The sequence below is a fragment of the Alteromonas sp. S005 genome, assembly GCF_036864475.1.
Taxonomy (GTDB): domain Bacteria; phylum Pseudomonadota; class Gammaproteobacteria; order Enterobacterales; family Alteromonadaceae; genus Alteromonas.
In genome coordinates, this window is record NZ_JAZETN010000002.1 from 38,312 (window position 1) to 52,368 (window position 14,057).

General features: G+C 44.0%; 12 protein-coding genes. 8 read left to right on the top strand and 4 right to left on the bottom strand.

What is annotated here, in order from left to right; all coding sequences use genetic code 11:
* The first annotated feature begins 152 nt into the window (after positions 1 to 152).
* The 5 genes from V7R55_RS02845 to V7R55_RS02865 all read left to right on the top strand — a co-directional run bounded on the left by V7R55_RS02845 (position 153) and on the right by V7R55_RS02865 (position 7,183).
* Positions 153 to 2,330, top strand: coding sequence for an ABC transporter permease subunit (locus V7R55_RS02845; protein ID WP_334057176.1), 2,178 nt, complete (start codon positions 153 to 155; stop codon positions 2,328 to 2,330).
* Positions 2,323 to 3,882, top strand: a complete 1,560-nt coding sequence (pstA, locus tag V7R55_RS02850; protein WP_334057178.1) for a phosphate ABC transporter permease PstA — start codon at positions 2,323 to 2,325, stop codon at positions 3,880 to 3,882. Before V7R55_RS02845 ends, pstA begins: the two co-directional genes overlap by 8 nt.
* A 15-nt stretch (positions 3,883 to 3,897) precedes the next feature.
* Complete coding sequence (gene pstB / locus V7R55_RS02855; protein ID WP_334057180.1) at positions 3,898 to 4,704, top strand: phosphate ABC transporter ATP-binding protein PstB; 807 nt, start codon at positions 3,898 to 3,900, stop codon at positions 4,702 to 4,704.
* A 150-nt stretch (positions 4,705 to 4,854) separates the two neighbouring features.
* Positions 4,855 to 5,571, top strand: a complete 717-nt coding sequence (gene phoU / locus V7R55_RS02860) for a phosphate signaling complex protein PhoU (RefSeq protein WP_014948403.1) — start codon at positions 4,855 to 4,857, stop codon at positions 5,569 to 5,571.
* 340 nt (positions 5,572 to 5,911) lie between these two features.
* Positions 5,912 to 7,183 carry an inorganic phosphate transporter gene (locus V7R55_RS02865; protein WP_334057181.1) on the top strand — a complete coding sequence of 424 codons (1,272 nt, stop codon included), beginning with the start codon at positions 5,912 to 5,914 and terminating at the stop codon, positions 7,181 to 7,183.
* Between the two features lie 92 nt (positions 7,184 to 7,275).
* Here the strand turns inward: V7R55_RS02865 and V7R55_RS02870 are convergent, their stop codons facing one another.
* On the bottom strand, positions 7,276 to 8,253 hold the full coding sequence (locus V7R55_RS02870; RefSeq protein ID WP_334057183.1) for a universal stress protein: 978 nt from the start codon (positions 8,251 to 8,253) through the stop codon (positions 7,276 to 7,278).
* Positions 8,254 to 8,564: 311 nt separating this feature from the next.
* Between V7R55_RS02870 and V7R55_RS02875 the strand changes: the two genes are divergently transcribed.
* Positions 8,565 to 9,473 carry a hydrogen peroxide-inducible genes activator gene (locus tag V7R55_RS02875; protein ID WP_334057185.1) on the top strand — a complete coding sequence of 303 codons (909 nt, stop codon included), beginning with the start codon at positions 8,565 to 8,567 and terminating at the stop codon, positions 9,471 to 9,473.
* 57 nt (positions 9,474 to 9,530) lie between these two features.
* Here V7R55_RS02875 and V7R55_RS02880 read toward each other — a convergent pair whose 3' ends face one another.
* The 3 genes from V7R55_RS02880 to V7R55_RS02890 all read right to left on the bottom strand — a co-directional run bounded on the left by V7R55_RS02880 (position 9,531) and on the right by V7R55_RS02890 (position 11,323).
* A complete protein-coding gene (locus V7R55_RS02880) occupies positions 9,531 to 10,046 on the bottom strand; it encodes a hypothetical protein (RefSeq protein ID WP_334057187.1) in 516 nt (171 codons plus the stop codon).
* A gap of 24 nt (positions 10,047 to 10,070) precedes the next feature.
* A complete protein-coding gene (gene trhA, locus V7R55_RS02885; protein WP_025256398.1) occupies positions 10,071 to 10,727 on the bottom strand; it encodes a PAQR family membrane homeostasis protein TrhA in 657 nt (218 codons plus the stop codon).
* A gap of 155 nt (positions 10,728 to 10,882) precedes the next feature.
* Positions 10,883 to 11,323 (bottom strand): MarR family winged helix-turn-helix transcriptional regulator, encoded by a 441-nt coding sequence (locus tag V7R55_RS02890; protein ID WP_334057190.1) that lies wholly within the window; start codon positions 11,321 to 11,323, stop codon positions 10,883 to 10,885.
* Positions 11,324 to 11,461: 138 nt separating this feature from the next.
* Here V7R55_RS02890 and V7R55_RS02895 point away from each other — a divergent pair, with 138 nt between their 5' ends.
* Complete coding sequence (locus tag V7R55_RS02895; protein WP_334057192.1) at positions 11,462 to 11,890, top strand: organic hydroperoxide resistance protein; 429 nt, start codon at positions 11,462 to 11,464, stop codon at positions 11,888 to 11,890.
* A gap of 145 nt (positions 11,891 to 12,035) precedes the next feature.
* Positions 12,036 to 13,982 carry a M1 family metallopeptidase gene (locus V7R55_RS02900; protein WP_334057193.1) on the top strand — a complete coding sequence of 649 codons (1,947 nt, stop codon included), beginning with the start codon at positions 12,036 to 12,038 and terminating at the stop codon, positions 13,980 to 13,982.
* Positions 13,983 to 14,057 lie beyond the last annotated feature (75 nt).

Consider the following 14,057-nt stretch of genomic DNA (forward strand, 5'->3'; position numbering starts at 1 on the left):
TACCATAGGCGCAGAGTAGGCTGCGCGAAGGTAATGCTATAAACTTTCACTTGCTATTAGCATAACAAAACTTACACTGCTCACCAGTGCAATTTAGGGTTATTCTTCTTTAAAAAGAAGAATTTCGAAAATAAGAACTACTAAACAGCCCCATGACTTTCGATAGCAACAGCACAAACAAAAAACGCCAGCGCAGAGATAATTGGTCACGCTATGCAGTGACTGGCTTTGGTGGCCTTGTTTTGTTGACCCTGGTTATTCTTATTACTCATCTAATAAGCCAAGCTCTCCCTTTAGCTTACACCCCCAGCTTACATCATCTGTTAAGCGTTAAAACGTCGGATGATGAAAAGATTATCAGCGCAGGCGATATAATAAATAGTCAGCCTTTGGTGGTAAGAAAGTCAGGCTGTCGAGTAGGACTAAAATTGCTAAGTGGCAATGACCTGATAAATAATCACGAGTATATTCGTCCATGCGAGCATAAATTGTCTGCTCACAGTGTGATGGGGGAAAATTATATTGTCGACGTTTCTCCCAATGCGCAGGTACGGGTTTTACCGGTAAGGTCTTTTAATATGGCGGGCAGTAACGGAGTTGATATTGCCGCCAACAGCCCGCAAGCAGCCCTGTCTAGTAATATCACGTTTGCGCTTCCTAAAAGCGAGTGGGATAACCGCAGTAGCTGGGATATGGCACTATCCTCTAAATGGGCTGTAGCTTCTATTGCTCAAGATGACAGCTTTTTCATTCGTTGGGTAAATCGGCATCGTCCTACGCAGGTGGTAGATAAACGTTTTCATAATGTAGACAGGCTTGTACTGCTGCCCGGCAGCGAGAGTGTACTGCTTCAAGTAGATGACGCCCTTTACCTCAATAAACTAAATGATAAAGAGGCGTTACTACTTCCCATAGCGGGAGGCATTTCCGAGTCATTAGATGAAAAAATTATTTTTTCCCTAGCTAAAGATCGCACCTTTTTCTTAATGAGTTCAAAAAGTCAAACATTGACCCGCTGGGTGCTCAGTAAAAGCGAAAAAGGTCTCACCTTTGAGCAAACCTACCAGGTAGTGCTTAATGGCGAGAAAGTCAAAGCTGTGGCCGAGCATGCCAGTATGAACTTGGTAGCGGTGCTAACTGATAAAGCGCGTGTACTCTTGGTAAATCGGGTGTCTGGCGATGTTGTGGCTTCACAGCAAATTGAACGTACCGCTGAGAATATTAATTGGTATGGAAACAAGCTTTACAGTTTCTCTGACAATACATTGTCGGTGTGGGAGGGCAAGCATTTAAGCGGTATTACCACATGGGCATCGCTGTTCGAACCTCAACACTATGAGGGGTATGAGACGGAAGAAACCGTATGGCAAACTACCAGTGCTTCTGACTTTCAAGAGGCAAAATTCAGCTTAACTCCGCTTTTAATAGGCAGTATCAAAGCGTCTCTTTTGGCGCTGCTTATTGCAATACCGGTCGCTATCGGTGCTGCAATTTACACCGCGTTTTTCGCTAAAAGTCGATTGCGCAATATCGTTAAACCCGTCATTGAACTACTTGAAGCTATCCCAAGTGTTCTTATCGGTTTTATCGCCGCCATTTGGCTATCGCCAAAGGCTGAGCAGTTTTTGTTCTCTTTTGCCTTTTTTCTTATTGTTATTCCTTTTGTACTTATCGCAGTTGCTCTAGTGCAGCGCCCCGTAGCGGAACATTTACCTAAAAAATTAAGGCATGGTGCAGAGCTGTTCTTTGCGGTTGGCGGCGTATTTCTTTTGGGTTTTGTCAGTGTGGAATATGCGCCATCGCTCATCTTCTCGCTGATGGGAGTTGATGGGTTTACGTTGCTTGCGGCAGAATCTGATAGTCCTATTGGAAAAACGACCATAGTGGTAGCATTAGCTTTAGGGGTAGCTATTTCACCGAGTATTTACTCGCTGGCTGAAGATGCAATAAATGGCGTACCCAATGACTTAAAGCACGCTTCATTCGCATTGGGAGCAACCCGGCTACAAACTTTGCTATATGTAGTACTACATGTTGCTCTACCAGGTATTGTTGCCGCGATTATGTTAGGCTTTGGACGAGCGTTTGGCGAAACTATGATAGTACTTATGGTAACGGGAAATACGCCGATCTCCAGTTGGGGGCTTATAGAAGGTTTGCGAGCACTTACTGCTAACTTGGCAATCGAACTTCCTGAGGCTGATGTGTCATCAGCACACTACCAAATCTTATTCTTCACTGCGTGCATATTGTTTGTGTTTACCTTCATAGTAAACACCATAGCAGAGCTAATGCGACAGCGTATAAGAAGAAAGGCATACTATGGCTAATCGAGCATCTTTTGGATTAAATCCGGTACAACGCCAATCGCTAGTCATTAGCTTAACCGCCTTTTTCACTAGTCTTTTACTGATCGCGCTTGTGAGTGTACTTATACTGATTAGTTTTCGCGGTACCGCTTATTTTTGGCCAGAACCTATCTATACCGTAAAGGGCAAATTTCAAGACGGCACCACGTTTTCAGTGCTTGCGAACCTCTTTGATGAACCATCAAAGAATGATATTACCCTCAAGTATTCAGATGCTCAGCATCCTTATGGGTTCCAAATTCAGCTAACGCGCGATCTGGTGATTGATACGCTACTTGCGAAAGAGAGCGCTGAAATAAAGCTGATAGATGGTCGACGTATTTTAGCCGTGCCTGAATATATCGTTGTACCGTCTGAGCCGCCTCAAACCCTAGATAATATTGATACTGTAATAGAAGAAGTAGCACAAATTAGTGCGCAAATTGAAGTACTCAATACTGGCCACCTTGCGCCTATTCACGAAGCGCTGTCTCAGTTTGATAAACGCAATGTTGCTGAAGATGCGCCAGCAAGAGAGCGCTTAGTTGCTTCATTTAACGAATATCAGAAACGAGTAGAGGCGCTGGAAGGTAAACGTTCTGAGTATACCTTGCTGGTCAGTTTTGCAGACGGCGCACCATTTGTTATCCCCATTTCAAGTATTCAAAGTGTGGATTTTGTAAGCCGTTTAAGTACGTTCGAAAAATGGCAAGTAGTGTTTTCAGAAATTGGCGTGTTTCTTACCGATTCTCCCAAGCAAGCCAATACTTCAGGTGGCGTATTTCCAGCCCTGTTTGGCACTGTCCTCATGGTCTTTTTAATGACCATAATTGTCACGCCTTTTGGTGTGCTAGCCGCTATTTACCTAAGTGAGTATGCGCCCAATAACGCGCTAACCACCATTATTCGTGTAAGCGTAAGCAATATGGCTGGGGTACCTTCGATAGTATACGGTGTATTCGGGCTTGGTTTCTTCGTTTATACACTAGGTGGCAGTATTGATGAGCTATTTTTTAGCGAAACACTGCCTGCGCCAACCATGGGTAGTCCAGGCGTATTCTGGGCAGCCTTGACCATGGCGATTTTGACTTTACCTGTGGTTATTGTTGCTACAGAAGAAGGCTTGCGCCGTGTGCCAGAAGGTTTGAAAGCGGGCAGTTACGCATTAGGTGCAACCAAAATTGAAACCATAGTGCGTACAGTTTTACCTATTGCGTCTCCTGGTATTATGACTGGCGTCATTTTAGCTATTGCAAGGGCGGCAGGAGAAGTTGCCCCTCTCATGCTTGTAGGAGCGGTTAAGTTTGCGCCAACGCTGCCCATAGACGGTGAATTTCCCTATCTTCACCTTGATAGACAGTTTATGCATTTGGGCGTGCTGATTTATGACGGTGCTTTCCACAGCCAAACCGACGGGAAAAGTGCAAGTATGATGTTTGCTGCCTGCTTACTTTTACTCGTCGTGGTCTTTGTATTAAACATACTGGCAGTGGTACTTAGAGCACGCCTGCGAAAACGCTATATCAAAGGATAATACAGGTTTTATAACATGTTGAAGTTGTTTGAACACAATACGCTAAACGTGAATGAGATTAGTGAAGCACAAACCGCAGTAGAGGTGAAAAACCTCAACTTATGGTTTGGTAGTAAGCATGTGTTAAATGACATCAGCATGCGAATACCCAAAAACAAAATTACGGCGTTAATTGGCCAAAGTGGTTGCGGTAAATCAACGCTAATAAGTTGTTTTAACCGCCTTAACGACTTGTATGACGGCTGTAAATACAAGGGTGAAATCATCATAAACGGTCGAAATATAAATAGCCGTAAGGTCAATGTGTCTCGCCTTAGAACCAATGTAGGTATGGTATTTCAGCGCCCCAATCCGTTTCCTATGAGCATTTATGAAAACGTGTGTTACGGACTTAAGCTTCAAGGGGTGAAGGTTCGCCGACACTTAGACGATGCCGTCGAAGGGGCATTAAAGCAAGCCGCATTGTGGGATGAGGTAAAAGACCGCCTGTTTGAATCTGCCCATGTTTTGTCAGGCGGACAGCAGCAGCGCTTAGTGATCGCAAGGGCGCTGGCGTTAAAGCCCGACATACTGCTGTTAGATGAACCTACCTCAGCCCTTGACCCGCTAACTACGCTCTTTATTGAAGAGCTGATGGACTCACTAAAAAAGCAGTGCACCATTATTATTGTGACGCACAACATGCAACAAGCAGCGCGGGTAAGCGACTATACCGCCTTTTTCCACCAGGGCAGACTGATAGAGTATGCCGACAGTGACACCCTGTTTACCATGCCTGATAAAAAGCAAACTGAAGACTACATAACGGGTCGATATGGATAATATAGGTGTGAAAGTGTGCGCTGATATAAAATTATGCATGGGCGCTTTGTTTCATTGCAGTGCCACTGGTTGTCATAATGAGCAAATGAGAAACATGAGCACATTAATCAAATGTTCTTCACCAACCTTAAGCCGCGAGGAGAAACCGTCATGCGACAGGTAGCCTTAAATACGCACATCTCAGGTACGTTCAATATTGAGTTAGAAAACTTGCGTAACTCGGTATTGACCATGGGCGGTGAAGTTGAACAGCAGTTGGTGGATACCTTAAAAGCGGTGAAGCACAACCATGCCGCTCTGGCTGAAAAAGTGGTGTTAAATGACTTAAAAATTAACTCCATGGAAATTCAAATTGACGAAGAGTGCTTGCGAATTATTGCCAAGCGTCACCCTACCGCAAGCGATCTGCGTTTAATTATGACCATTTCAAAAGCCATAACTGACATTGAGCGAATGGGCGATGAAATAGAACGTATCGCCAAACTAGTAACGCGCAACAAGTTGCCAAGTTCAGATACCATTAAAAGCAGCATGTTGCTTATTGGAGAGCGTGTAGCGGCTATGATGCGTGGCACATTCGACGCCTTTGCCCGTCAGGATGAAGCAGCGGCGCTAGAAGTGTACGACCAAGACAACCGCATTGACAGCGAGTATAAGCGGTTATTGTCCTACACCACGTCAGAAATGCAGAAAAGCACTGACGATATGCAAGATTGGTTAGATGTTTTGTGGGCCATGCGTTCTTTAGAACGTATTGGTGATAGATGTAAAAATGTGTGTGAGTATGTGGTGTATCTGACTCGTGGTACCGATGTAAGACATACGCCGCTGGAAAACATGCAGCAAAAGTTGGAAGATTTGACGTAATCCTGTCCAAATGGTCAGTGTGGTTTTGCGCATATATGTATAAACATGAATGTTTGTGAAATTTATTTGTCATAAAAATGCAATATTTGGTGAATTTATCATCGCATTCAAATAATTCCGTACTCTTTTATCGTTTTTCAGTGATTTTCGCTATGGCTTCTATGACGATTACGTTATCATGCGCCGCAGCCAAGAACAGATCGTGCAAAATTTAATCGAACCTTATGATAAAACACAATTTGTCTTTAACTTCATTCTCTAGCCTTTGTGGTGAAGAGATCATGCTACTTACTCAAGTAGCGTCCAGCCTAAATCGCGTTTAGATCGGGAGCGATTATCCGTGGAATTTTTTGAAAGTTATGGCCTAATTCTTATAATCCTTGCCGCCGGCGTTGGTTTCGTCATGGCATGGGGTATTGGAGCGAATGACGTTGCCAACGCAATGGGTACGTCAGTAGGTTCTAAAGCTTTAACCATTAAACAAGCCATTATCATTGCAATGATATTTGAGTTTGCTGGCGCCTACCTAGCAGGTGGCGAAGTAACGTCTACCATTCGAAAAGGAATTATCGACTCAACCTTTTTTATAGACATACCTGAATACCTAGTATTAGGCATGATCTCGTCACTACTAGCGGCTGGAATATGGCTAGCGGTAGCGTCTTGGTTGGGATGGCCTGTATCTACAACGCACTCTATTATAGGTGCCATCATCGGCTTTACGGCGACTGGCGTCAGTATGGACGCAGTAGCATGGGATAAAGTGGGTGGTATTGTGGGTAGTTGGGTAGTAACACCGGCTATATCGGGCATTATTGCTTATCTTATCTTTATGAGCGCTCACAAGCTTATTTTCCAAACGGCCTCCCCGTTTGCTAATGCCAAGCGTTACGTACCATTTTATATGGCATTGGCAGGCTTCGTTATGTCCCTTGTAACCATTAAGAAAGGGCTTAAGCACGTAGGCTTAGAACTAAGTGCTGTCAACGGGTATTTGCTAGCAATCGGCATAGCCGTAGCATTAGGCTTCTTAGGTAAATGGTTCATCGGCCGTATGAAGTTCAGCGGTTCCGAAGATGCAGATTTACAGGCAGCAAACGTTGAGAAAGTATTTGCACTGCTTATGGTAGTGACTGCGTGCTGTATGGCGTTTGCCCACGGCTCTAATGACGTAGCTAACGCAATTGGTCCTCTTGCGGCTGTGGTAAGTGTTGTTACCAGTGGTGGTGAGATTAATTCAAGCGCCACACTGGCTTGGTGGATATTACCGCTAGGCGGTTTAGGTATTGTTGCAGGTCTTGCTTTATTTGGTCATCGCGTTATTAAAACTATCGGCCAAGGTATTACACATTTAACACCAAGCCGTGGCTTCGCCGCAGAACTTGCCGCAGCCTGTACGGTTGTTATTGCATCAGGTACTGGTTTGCCTATTTCAACCACGCAAACCTTAGTAGGTGCTGTTTTAGGTGTAGGTTTGGCTCGTGGTGTTTCAGCGCTTAACTTGGGGATCGTCAGGAATATTGTTGTGTCTTGGATAGTTACCTTGCCAGCAGGTGCTCTGCTTTCAATTATATTCTTCTTTATACTTAAAGCAGCATTTGGCGTAGCTTAGTAAGCGTACCTTATTGTTATATGCAAAAAGGCCGCGCTTCTGTCGAAGCGCGGCCTTTTAGTTTGAGTCAGCGTAAAACTAATACGAAATGCTCAATCTCGCGAAATTGGCGATTCGAACCCTCTTGGTTTAACGCCTACTACAGCACATTTTAACTGGTGAATAGTCTCTTCTGCAGTATCACCCATGATGTAACCAGGCACTCCCAAGCGAGATACTGTACCCATAACAATTACATCAGTATCTAGCGATGTGGTCGTGGCTGCAATTTCTCGACGTGGATAACCATGCACAATGTGGTTCTTAGGCTGTAAGTATTCCCAGACATTGTCGTCGAGTTCATCAGAAAGTTCAGAAAGTAGCTTCTCTAATTCCTTTTCACGCTCAGCGTGAATTTTCGCTAGGTCAGTTTCCATCCTGTCGTTATCGACGGTAATAAAGCCATCTCTGGCTATGTTTTCCGGTACCGCATCAAATACGTGAACAATATGCAGCTGAGCAAATTCTAATAAGGCTATTTGGCTAGCATGTCGTAATATATCGCGGTTAAGGTCGCGTCTTATTGATACCTCGTGACTGGGGTAGTGGTAGTTAAGATCAAGTGCTGCTACTACGTTTTTATACTGGCTACGTGGTTTGTGATTGATAACCCATAGAGGGCAGGGGCATTTGCGAAACAGTTGCATATCCAAACTGCCAAACAGTTTATCCAAAAAGCTTTCTTCTGCTCGCTTTATCACTAAGTCGATATTATTGTTCATCACATAGCGAACGATATCAATCAACGGGTGCCCAACCGTTACTGCTGTCGACACTTCATATTGTTTACCCCAGCTCTCTGCCTGCTGCTTAAGCCAAAGCTGAGCCTGAGTTTCCATAGTTTGCTGAGAGTCCACGTAAGAGAATGACTCCATGACCATACTCGCATTAGGCGGTAGTGATTCGAGAGAAAGCATAATGGTAAGCGAGGCTTGGTGAGCTTTGGCGATATGCAGTGCTTGAGCAACCGTGTCATCTTGACGATGTGAGTCGCTCAACACACATAATATGTTTTTATAATGTCCTTTCATACTGCCCTCAATGGTTAATCGCTTAATTGATTGAATGATACAAGAGCGGGTCTTATTTCGCTGTAAAAATATGTGGTAATTGGCGCACTCATTTAATCCTAACGTTACTTATAGTGGCTTTCCAGCTGGGAAGGGTAAATTCTTAAAAGCTTCTTATAAGAAGAAGTAAACGAGTGAATGTACAAACGCGATGTAGAATATAAGTCTGTAAGGGTATTTAAGAACGGGTAACATCCCTAGGTTGTATTTAATCTTTATGTTAGATTAATCCAATATTTTTTAATCCCTTTTTGAATAATTGCGAGATATCCATGAAATGGCCTAATCTTAAGCACCTGCATTACTTGGTGACGCTACATCAAGAGCAACATTTTCATCGTGCAGCCCAGCGCTGTAATGTGAGTCAGTCAACACTAAGTACGGCTATTCAGAATTTAGAAGAACACTTTGGAAGCCAGCTTTTAGAACGTGAACACAAAACGTTTGTGTTTACTTCATTGGGTTTAGATATTGTAGAGCGCAGTAAAGTGCTGCTACAAGAAGCCGGTGAGCTGGTGGAGTACGCGCAAAACGCGGGTAACTGGCAACGAGGCACATTAAAGTTAGGCGTTATTCCTACTATCGCGCCGTTTCTTTTTGAAGGCATGATGGGCGCGTTCTCTGCATTTCTACCTGAGATCAATTTAGAAATGCAAGAAGACACCACAGAGAAGTTGCTACAGCAATTGACCGACGGAAGGTTAGACTTATTGATCTTAGCGCTTCCAATGGAAACTCCTGGCTGTAAACAAATGGTTTTGGGGCACGACCCATTTCACCTCATCGCTCATGAAGATATGGTCGAACAACTGCCTAACCCAGTGGATATTTCAACTTTGCCTAAAAAGAGTATTTTCTTACTTCAGCAAGAACACTGTATGACAGGTCACGCCGTAAGTGCGTGCAACCTTCAGCATAGCGACCAAATTAGCAGTGTAGCAGCAAGTAGTCTCCATACTTTGGTGCAACTAGCGAACAGCAAAATGGGCTACACCTTTTTACCTGAACTGGCGATAAATCAATCCATTCTTGAACACACTGGTCTTAAAAGCTTCCCAGCCGAAGAACAGGGTTTTAGAGAAATCGGGTTAGTATGGCGTTCAGGCACAACGCGTATGCAGCTGTTTCGTCGTATTGGTGAAATTATCTCGCCTCTGCTGCCAAAGCCAACGTTAAAATAGTTTTTGCCTTACAGCACGCGCGGCTTCGTATTATTATTGCCGCGCGCTTTTAGTGGCCTACATCTTAGGTGCGATATGCCCTAATTCTGCAGCCCATGTGAGCTCGGATCGTTTAAGGTTATTTGCCGCACTTGCGCCAAAGCTGTGTAGCGCATTGTAAGCGCTATTAGATGGAACACGGCAATAGTGGCAAAGTGCATAGAACAAAAGACTACAGCGGTGCTGCGAACCGTCACAGTGTAAATATATCTTAGCTCCCTCAGTCAGCATTTGAGACAACTCATGAAGGTATTGATGTAGATGAACATCTTCGGTGGGGGACTCAGAAGACGGGTGTAAAAAAGGAACCCATAACCACTCTAACCCAGCCGCAATGGAACGTTCCCGAATAACCGGTGCATTTTCTTCGCTGGTCTGTACTGTAGCAATGTGAGTCACGCCAAGTGATTTAAGTCTTTCAAAATCACCTTCAACAGGTTTTTTGCCTAGGCATATATGCCCGGCGCGCAGAGAAAACCACGCGATATTCGATTTTGCTGTTGTACTGTCTTCTTTTTTCTCAGCTTCTTGCATAGCTGTGTTATCTACAACCTTTTGTTAAACGACAAAATAATAAATAGAAAAATAGTGGCAACTGCATCCGCCAATGACGAATAAATGCCAAATTGCATGGGTATACTTTACCTTTTTTGCCACATAAAAGCACACGCCTACGCTGAAACATAGCCCACCTGCTACCAGTAACCAGAGTCCAGCGCCTGGCAGAGCGACATAGAGCGGGTAAATAAGACCTAGAGCAATCCATCCCATTAATAGGTAGGTCATTACCGACACTTTTGGAAACCTATGCTGAGCGATAAGTTTAAACGCAACGCCACCTAGCGCTAAGCTCCAAATAATAGCAGTCATAGTTATACCTAATACGCCACCAATTGAAACCAAGAGTAAAGGTGTGTAAGTACCTGCTATCAATAAATATATTGCACTATGGTCGAATAACTTAAGCCACCCTTTAGCTTTTTGGTGCGAAATTGCATGATAAAGCGTGGAACTTAAAAAAACGAGAATCAGGGTAGAGCCGTAAATGGCGGCTGTGGTTAGCGCTAATGTATCTTCAGCGCGGTACAGCATAAATATTAAACCCACGATAGCCGCAATAAAGCCAATACCGTGAGTAATACTATTCAACCACTCTTCTAAAACGGAGTAAGCTTTGGCAGAAATAGCTTTTGTTTGTTCTTTCACGTCTGTCATCACGTCTCCTGTTTTTTATACTCAGTAGAAATATGCGAGCCTCTTAATTTTGTATCGGCATGTCTATGACAAGTATAGCGCACACTTGTTCGCTGAATGTGAAAATATTAACAGAAAACGTCAATAGTCTGATGACAATAAGATTACATAGGGGCTTATAGATCGGTGCTTTCGAAGCAGCCGCCCAATTTATCCAGAAGGTGTTTTAATGTTCGACTTTCTTCTGTACTCATACCGTTGAACTTGCAAAGCATTTGCGCGGGTACTTCTTCTGCTATGGCTTTCTGTTCCTTACCCATTTTTGTAAGCTGAACACGCTTAACGCGTTTGTCGACCTCATCTTTAGTCACGACTAAAAAGCCCTTCTCTTCCAGTTTTTTTAAGATCAAAGACATGGCACCACCATCAATCACCGTTTTTTCCAGAAGCTCAGCAATAGTGATGTCATCGGTTTCCCACAGAGCCATTAAGGTTACGTATTGAGGGTAGGTAATACCTAATGCTTTGAGAAGTGGACGATAAGCGCGAGTGAATGCGTTCGACAGCGTATAAAAACGATGACAAAGCTGATTTTCCAACTTTAATAATTCTGACATAACACTTAGCCCTTATTAACACTACTTTTTGAACACGATTTATATTTTGCATACAAAGTACTTGATCTGCAACTTGGTTCGGTGTTAATTTATTTTGCATGCAAAGTAAATGGTCATTTCACAATTAGGAGAGCAACTATGCATAAACTTCAACAAGTCGTTTATACCGGAACAGCAACAGCAACCGGCGGTCGAGAAGGTACAGCAAAATCAAGCGATGGTAATTTAGACCTTAAATTGTCTACGCCTAAAGCGCTGGGTGGCGCTGGTGGTGAAGGTACTAACCCTGAGCAGATGTTCGCGGCAGGCTATTCGGCGTGCTTTATTGGTGCGTTAAAACATGTGGCAGCATCGCAAAAAATAAAGCTGGCTGATGACATTAGCGTAACGGGTGACGTATCGATTGGCCCCATTGAACAAGGCTTTGCTATTGCGGTTAAACTGACGGTAGATTTAGCTGATATGGACAAAGCACAAGCACAAAGCTTAGTCGATACTGCCCATCAAGTATGCCCATATTCAAACGCGACCCGCGGCAACATTGAAGTAGAAATTAGCCTAGCTTAATTTTTCTACCACGTGTTTAGGCGTTAACGCCAACAAACACAGATAGAAACGCCCGCCGCTGCGGGCGTGCTTATCCAATTAGATTCGCCAGTCATATAACAGCTTGATACACTAAATTAGTATTAATCATCCTTTAGGAAGTTATATGAAAAAGTACGGATTACTGGCTACATTCGTATGCGCGCCTGCGTTATTCGCGTGCAGTGACAATAGCAATGTAGACACAGCAACGACAGCAAAAGAGCAAGCCGCTAATGTAAGCGAAGATTCAAACGCTACAGATAAAAATGCTCAAGTAGAAAGCCGGGCTGATGCAGCCATTGCCTCTGGCGTAGATTACCATTCTTTCGCGAACCCAAGTGAAGTCAAGGTTACCCATTTAAGTCTAAATTTAACTGCTGACTTTGAGAACAAGCAGCTAGTTGGTGACGTAACTCTTGATGTAAAGCGCATAAAGCCTGAAATCAACACATTAGTACTAGATACCCGCGCTCTAGATATTAAGAGTGTAACCGTTGAGGGTGAAAGTGTTCCCTTTGAAATGGGAGAGGCGGACGCTGATTTAGGTACGCCTCTTACAATTACACTGCCTGGCGCGGCGGACTCAGTGACGGTAGCGTATTCAACCTCGCCAGACGCGTCTGGCGTACAATGGCTAACGCCAGCACAAACTGCCGGTAAAAAGCACCCTTTCTTGTTCACTCAGGCACAAGCGGTTCATGCGCGAAGCTTTATTCCGCTTCAAGATTCTCCGCAAGTAAGGGTTACTTATGACGCAACCATTAAAACACCTGAAGCACTATTGGCGGTGATGAGTGCGTCGAACGACCCTACTACTGCGCGCGACGGTGAATATGAGTTCACCATGCCGCAACCTATTCCTTCGTATCTTATTGCTTTAGCAATCGGTGATTTGAAGTTTAAGGCCATGGGGGAGCGTACGGGTGTGTATGCAGAGCCCGCACTTCTTGAAAGCGCCGCAAAAGAATTTGAAGATACCGAAGCCATGTTAGAGGTAACCGAAGAAACTTACGGTCCTTATCAGTGGGATCGTTACGACCTTCTTATTCTCCCGCCGTCGTTCCCTTTTGGTGGTATGGAAAACCCTCGATTGTCGTTTATCACGCCAACAGTTATCGCAGGTGATAAAAGCTTGGTGTCGTTAATTGCTCACGAATTAGCACACAGCTGGTCTGGTAACACAGTGACAAACGCTACATGGCGCGATCTGTGGTTAAATGAGGGCTTTACGACGTACTTAACCTACCGAATTATGGAAATGATCTACGGGCATGACCGCTTTAAAAAAGAAGCCGTGCTGGGCTATCAAGACTTAGAGAACGATGTGGCGGCATTAGAAGAAGACGACGAGATCCTTGCCATCGATCTTCGAGGCCGTAACCCAGACGATGTTTTCTCTAATATCCCTTACGAAAAAGGGGCGCTCTTCTTGCGTGAAATAGAACAGAAGATTGGTCGCGAAAACTTTGATGCATTTTTAATGCAATACTTCAAAGACTTTGCTTTTAAGAGCATTACCACCGACACGTTTATCGCTTATTTAGATGATACCTTGTTAAAGCAATACCCAGATAAGTTAGACGCAGATCGCATCCAAACGTGGATCTTTGAACCAGGCATTCCACAAGGTGCACCAAAGCCAGAATCTGATGCTTTCACTAAAATCGATGAGACACGAAGCGCTTGGCTTTCGGGCGATGTGAAAGCTGCGGATATTGAAACAGCGCAGTGGACTGTACATGAGTGGTTATATTTCTTAAACAACATGCCCGAATCGTTAAGCAAAGCTCAACTTGCTGAGCTAGATTCAGCATTTTCATTAACCTCGACGAAAAACAACGAAATTGCGCATAGCTGGCTGATGATCGCAGTAGAGAATAACTATCAGCCTGCTTTTGATCGTTTGTATAGCTACTTGGTGTCGATAGGGCGCAATAAGCTTGTTAAGCCCCTTTATCGCGAGCTTTCGAAAACGCCAGAAGGCAAAGCGTTTGCAAAGCGCGCTTTTGAAGAAGCTAAATCGGGGTACCACCCACTCACGGTGAAAGCGAATGAAGGCTATGTGAATTAATCATCAGTCGTTCTGTTAAGTTAGTGACAAGTAGAGCAGCGCATTAGGCGCTGCTTTTTTATTTTTACCAAGTAC